We start from the raw sequence: 5,155 nt of genomic DNA on the forward strand, positions 1-5,155 counted from the left end.
TATTTTTATTCTTTTTTCGATCCAAAATCTACAATCATATCATGCGTTTTCTGAATCTCTTCATCGGACATAATCATCAAGTACATGCCATTGGTCATCGTGCCTTGTCCACTCATCTGGTACGTGGAAATGTTTTTCCTTGCACTGCGGTAGTTCGTAGCCAGACGTCTCATATCATCGAATTGCATGTTTGTGCTCACATTGTCACCTAGCACAGTCATGACTTCATCGACTTTGTTCATAATATTAAGACTTGCCCCTTTATCAATGATCCCTTGAATGACTTGACGCTGACGTTCGTTACGTCCAAGGTCGCCGTTCGGGTCATTCTTACGCATCCTTACAAAAGCAAGCGCTTCTCGTCCATTCAGTTCAATCTCGCCTTTTTTGAAATCGAATCCGCCGGAACTAAAAGCACGGTTATTTTGGACTGTAATCCCATCCACAGCATCGACTAGCTGCGATAGTCCTTCCATATTGACACGAACATAATAATCGAGGTCAATATCAAGGAAGTTTTCGACCGTGTTGGCAGCCATATCACTTCCTCCGTAGGCATACGCGTGGTTAATCCTTGTCACGCGTCCATCGCCTGCAATTTCAGTTTTTGTATCACGCGGAATACTGACCATTTGCATTTTATTATGATTAGGGTCAAGCGTCATGACAATCATCGTATCCGAGCGCCCGACATCATTTTCACGTTCGTCTACACCGAGCAGCAAAATGTTGATCGGCTCTTTTTTATCTACTTTTTCTTTCGTTTCATCAGTATCTATTGAATCAACGTCTTCATGTAGATCCTGGTTGACGGTTGTTCGAACGTTATTATAAATAGAGAAAAGGTAAATACCTCCGATAACAACTATAATAGCAAATAGGAAAAGGAGGACCTTCCAACGTCTTTTCTTTCGTCTCTTTTTCTTCTTGAGTGCTTTACGACTCATATCCCCACCTCTTTTCAAAGAAACTACTATTCTATTATACGATTTTTGTAGTTTCCTGTAAAAATAACTTTCAGACATTTATGATAAAAGTAGAGTGGGTACATGAATAGGTAGAGAAAACATTAATAAGGAGAGGGATAAACATGGGGATTCATATCGGGATCGACCTCGGCGGCACGAATGTTAGAGTTGCGAAAATCAATAACAATGGAATGGTCGAAGAGTTATTGCAAGAGCAGACGGAACCGGAAAAAGGGCCAATTCATACGATAGAGAATATCGTTCGTATGATCGAAACGATTGCAGATGGGGAAAAAGTGGACGGGATAGGAATAGGGGCACCGGGTCCACTTGATCCTCATAAAGGTGTAATCTTGAACCCGCCTAATTTGCCTGGATGGGAAGAAGTGTACTTGGTTGATGAATTGAAAAAACATTACCCTACGGAAATTCAGTTGAATAATGACGCAAATGCAGCCGCGCTAGGGGAAGCACGCTTTGGAAGTGGCAAAGGCTACCATAGCGTGTTCTACATTACTGTCAGCACAGGTGTCGGTGGAGGATTGGTCATCGACGACCAAGTATTCAGTGGAGCACAAGGCTATAGCGGCGAAATCGGCAATATGATTTTGAATCCAGGAGGTTATCAGTATAGCAATCTGAATAAAGGAGCCCTGGAGGGATATGCAAGTGGAACTGCGATCGGTCAGCGAGCATATGAACTGTATGGAATCGAAGGCGGAGCCGAAGCGGTATTCGAACTTGTCAGTGAAGGAGACAAGCGAGCCCAAAGAGTCATCGATGAAGCCATTGAATATTTAGCAATGGGAATAGCAAACTTGACTCACATTGTAAATCCGGACGTTTTCGTTATTGGCGGAGGCGTCATGAAAGCAGGGGACTTAATCTGGATTCCGTTAAGGGAAAAGGTGAAAAAATACCTTTACCCGGGCTTGGTAGACAAAGTAAATCTCCAGCCTGCTTCGCTGAGCGGAGATGCAGGCGTCATCGGAGCTTCCTTACTCACACGCTGATTCGCATGATGGTAAAAAAAGGGACCTCAGGTCATCCAGAAATTGGATGACCTGAGGTCCCATTTTTTTCTATGTGACGGTGATATTTATGGTTTAGCGAACGTACCTTATAAGAAGGGAATCATTGATTTGGAGGAGTGTAAGTGTGAAAAAGGTTTTCTCATGGCTGTTTGTGATGGTGGTTTTGACGGGGTGTTCAAGTGGTTCACAACAAGCCATTCAGCATTTTACTCCCTCTGGTCAGAATGAATTCCATTTAGTCGTTTTCTACAAGGATACCCCGCCTACTGAAGAATTCCAGTCTTCCATTAATGGAATGAAAGTTTTGCTGGCAAGGAAAAACATCAATACGACTGTGACTTATCAAAAGATTGATACAGGGAAGAAAGATTATCACGAGCTGCTGCAAGTACAGGATCGTCAAATCCTTGTATTTGATTATAAAGGGATACGGTTTAATGCAAGGAATATTGAGGTGCTCGAAGGTATGATCCTTCAAGTGGCCAATTAGTAGATGGATCGAAAAAACCTTATGAGGGAATCATAAGGTTTTTTGTATTTCATTTTTCTTTACTATAAGAATTTTATAGTGCTCCTTTTATCTAGAGAAAAACTCCTCCAAAATAAGTACGCACGCACCGATAGCAGATGCATGATCACCTAATTTGGACAAGACGATAGAGGTCTCTTTCGCTTTATCTGTTAATCCTCTGCTTTGAATCGTCTCTTCAATCCCCTCCATAAGGTAAGGGCCAGCTTTGGATACCCCGCCACCAATGATAATCCGTTTTGGATTGATCGTATGAATTAGGTTTGTGAGACCGATTCCTAAATATCTTCCTGTTTGATACAGCAGTTGAATACTGAATTCATCATTTTGTAAAGCTGCCTCATATACGACTTTTCCGTCCACTTGTTCTAGATCTCCTTGGACTAAATCCCGGATGAGGGAGTGTGTACCGGATTTTAGTTCCTTTTTTGCTCGCTCAGCAATAGCAGGTCCAGCTGCAAGTGTTTGCAAACAGCCGTAGTTGCCACAGGGGCATTTTGGACCGGATAAGTCAATTGTGATATGACCGATTTCACCAGCAAGGTTATTTTCTCCATGAAAGAGCCTGCCTTTTACCATTAGTCCTGCACCGATTCCATTTCCTACGTTCACGCCTACCATATTATCTGCATCATTTCCGTGACCAAACCAATACTCACCTAATGTCATGGCTCGTGCATCATTCTCTACGTTGACAATCATATTAAATTCTTTCTCTAATTCCTCTTTAATTGGGATGTTCTTCAATTGAAAGGAAGGAGCAAATAAAGATATCCCTTTCTCAGGGTCAACGATTCCATGCATTCCGACCCCAACACCTAAAAACTTACCTGGATCATTATTTCCATTGGACAGCAAAAGACGGATGCCTTCTTTCATAATTGAGATAAGGTTTTCATTAGTAGGGAATGCAGGGATCTCCAAGCTTGTCGTATCTTTTAAATCCCCGAATAAATTGGTTACGACGAATTTCACACTCGTCGTTCCCACATCGATTCCCAGTATATAAAAATAATCAACATTGATCTCCAGTAAGGTAGGTTTTCTCCCGCCTTTCGATGTCCCTTGCGTCGTTTCAATTACGAATTTAGTATTTATCAGTTCCTTTACGATATTACTGACGGTGGGGGGCGTAAGTCGACTCTGCTTTGCGATATCCGCTCTGGAAATGGGACCTTGCTTTCTAATCATATTTAAAATGATAGATCGATTCATTGATTTCATTAGTTGAAAACTGCCCCTGGTATACTTAGTGCTCATACGATCCCTCCAACAACTTTATGTATATTTCCATCATATCACAAGTATAGACTTAATTAATTAATTTTATTAAGTTTAATGAAACCAAACCCCCAAATAATTATTCTAATTTTAAGAAAACTCTTTTCATTCGTAGTTAACTATGCTACGTTATATTTAGTTAATTAATTTATTTTACTAAGTTTTGAAAACGCTAACAAAGGGGGAGTCTAGCAAGATGAAAAAATGGTTGAGTGTGTTTCTTTTAGTTGGACTAGTCGCTGGGGTTCTAGCCGCATGTTCAGGAAATAGTAGTGAAGAGTCTTCAGGTGAGGATGGCGGAGAGCCTTCAGGTGAAATTACTGTATGGGGATGGAATGTAGCTGCAGAATCAATGGAGTTAGCCGTTGATGGTTTCAAAGAGCAGCATCCTGATGTGGAAGTTAAGGTTGAAGATATCGGCCGTTTAGATGTTTATGAGAAGTTAACAGTTGGACTGGCATCTGGAGGAAATGGTCTTCCTGATGTTGTGATGGTAGAGTCGGACCGCCTGGCAAACTATCAAAGCCAGTTCCCTGACGCGCTAGCTAATTTATCAGAAATGGGATATGACAAACATGAAGATAAATTCGGGGATTATAAACTTTCTGTAACTCAAGACTCTAACGGAGACTTTTTTGCAGCTCCTTGGGATATCGGCCCAGCAGGAGTATTTTACCGCACTGATATTTTTGAAGAAGCTGGTGTAAACCCAGATGATATTAAGACTTGGGACGATTACATCGAAGCGGGTAAAACGATTAAAGAGAAAACAGGTACCCAGATGGTGCCCGTTGATATAGCAAAAGATGATGCTTTATACCGTATGATGTTAAACCAGCAAGGGGCTTACTACTATGACGAAGAAGGAAATATTGATGTAACCTCTGAAGAATCTAAAAAAGCGTTTGAAGTCATAAAACGTCTAAATGATGAAGATTTGATTTTGAACAATGATGGTTGGAATGGAGTTGTTTCTGCTACAGTAAACGGTGAAGTAGCTACTGTTCCATTCGGTGTTTGGTACACAGGAACAATCATGGACCAGGCTCCTGATCAAAGCGGCAAATGGGGAGTATTCTATCTTCCAGCATTTGAAGAAGGTGGAAACCGTGCAGCGAACTTAGGTGGTTCTGATCTAGTCATTCCGTCCTCTTCTGATAACAAGAACACAGCCTATGCATTTGTAGAGTACTTTACAACTGAAGTGGATCCACAGATGAAAGCGTTGAAAGAGAAAGGAATTTTCCCATCGTTAAGCAGGACATATGAAGAAGACTTCTTTAATCAAGAATCAGAATTCTTCTCAAATCAGAAAATCTTCAAGTTGTTTGCGGATGAGGTTT

At 41.2% G+C, this 5,155-nt stretch carries 5 protein-coding genes; 3 read left to right on the forward strand and 2 right to left on the reverse strand.

Going from position 1 to position 5,155, the window contains the following annotated elements; translation table 11 throughout:
* Nucleotides 1-5: 5 nt before the first annotated feature.
* Nucleotides 6-947: an LCP family protein gene (locus tag LD39_RS05380; RefSeq protein ID WP_035543719.1), complete on the reverse strand. Its 942-nt coding sequence runs from the start codon at nucleotides 945-947 to the stop codon at nucleotides 6-8.
* 143 nt (nucleotides 948-1,090) lie between these two features.
* Here LD39_RS05380 and LD39_RS05385 point away from each other — a divergent pair, with 143 nt between their 5' ends.
* Nucleotides 1,091-1,981: an ROK family protein gene (locus tag LD39_RS05385; protein WP_035543721.1), complete on the forward strand. Its 891-nt coding sequence runs from the start codon at nucleotides 1,091-1,093 to the stop codon at nucleotides 1,979-1,981.
* Nucleotides 1,982-2,126: 145 nt separating this feature from the next.
* The gene (locus LD39_RS05390) at nucleotides 2,127-2,492 is read left to right on the forward strand and encodes a hypothetical protein (protein ID WP_035543722.1); all 366 of its coding nucleotides are present in this window, start codon (nucleotides 2,127-2,129) and stop codon (nucleotides 2,490-2,492) included.
* Nucleotides 2,493-2,579: 87 nt separating this feature from the next.
* On the opposite strand, the gene LD39_RS05395 is transcribed toward LD39_RS05390, so the two are convergent.
* Nucleotides 2,580-3,791, reverse strand: coding sequence for an ROK family transcriptional regulator (locus LD39_RS05395; protein ID WP_035543723.1), 1,212 nt, complete (start codon nucleotides 3,789-3,791; stop codon nucleotides 2,580-2,582).
* Nucleotides 3,792-4,008: 217 nt separating this feature from the next.
* Here LD39_RS05395 and LD39_RS05400 point away from each other — a divergent pair.
* Nucleotides 4,009-5,155, forward strand: a 1,147-nt coding sequence (locus LD39_RS05400) for an ABC transporter substrate-binding protein (RefSeq protein WP_035543725.1), incomplete at its 3' end; no start/stop codon positions are given.

The organism is Halobacillus sp. BBL2006 (assembly GCF_000786645.1).
Classification (GTDB): domain Bacteria; phylum Bacillota; class Bacilli; order Bacillales; family Halobacillaceae; genus Halobacillus.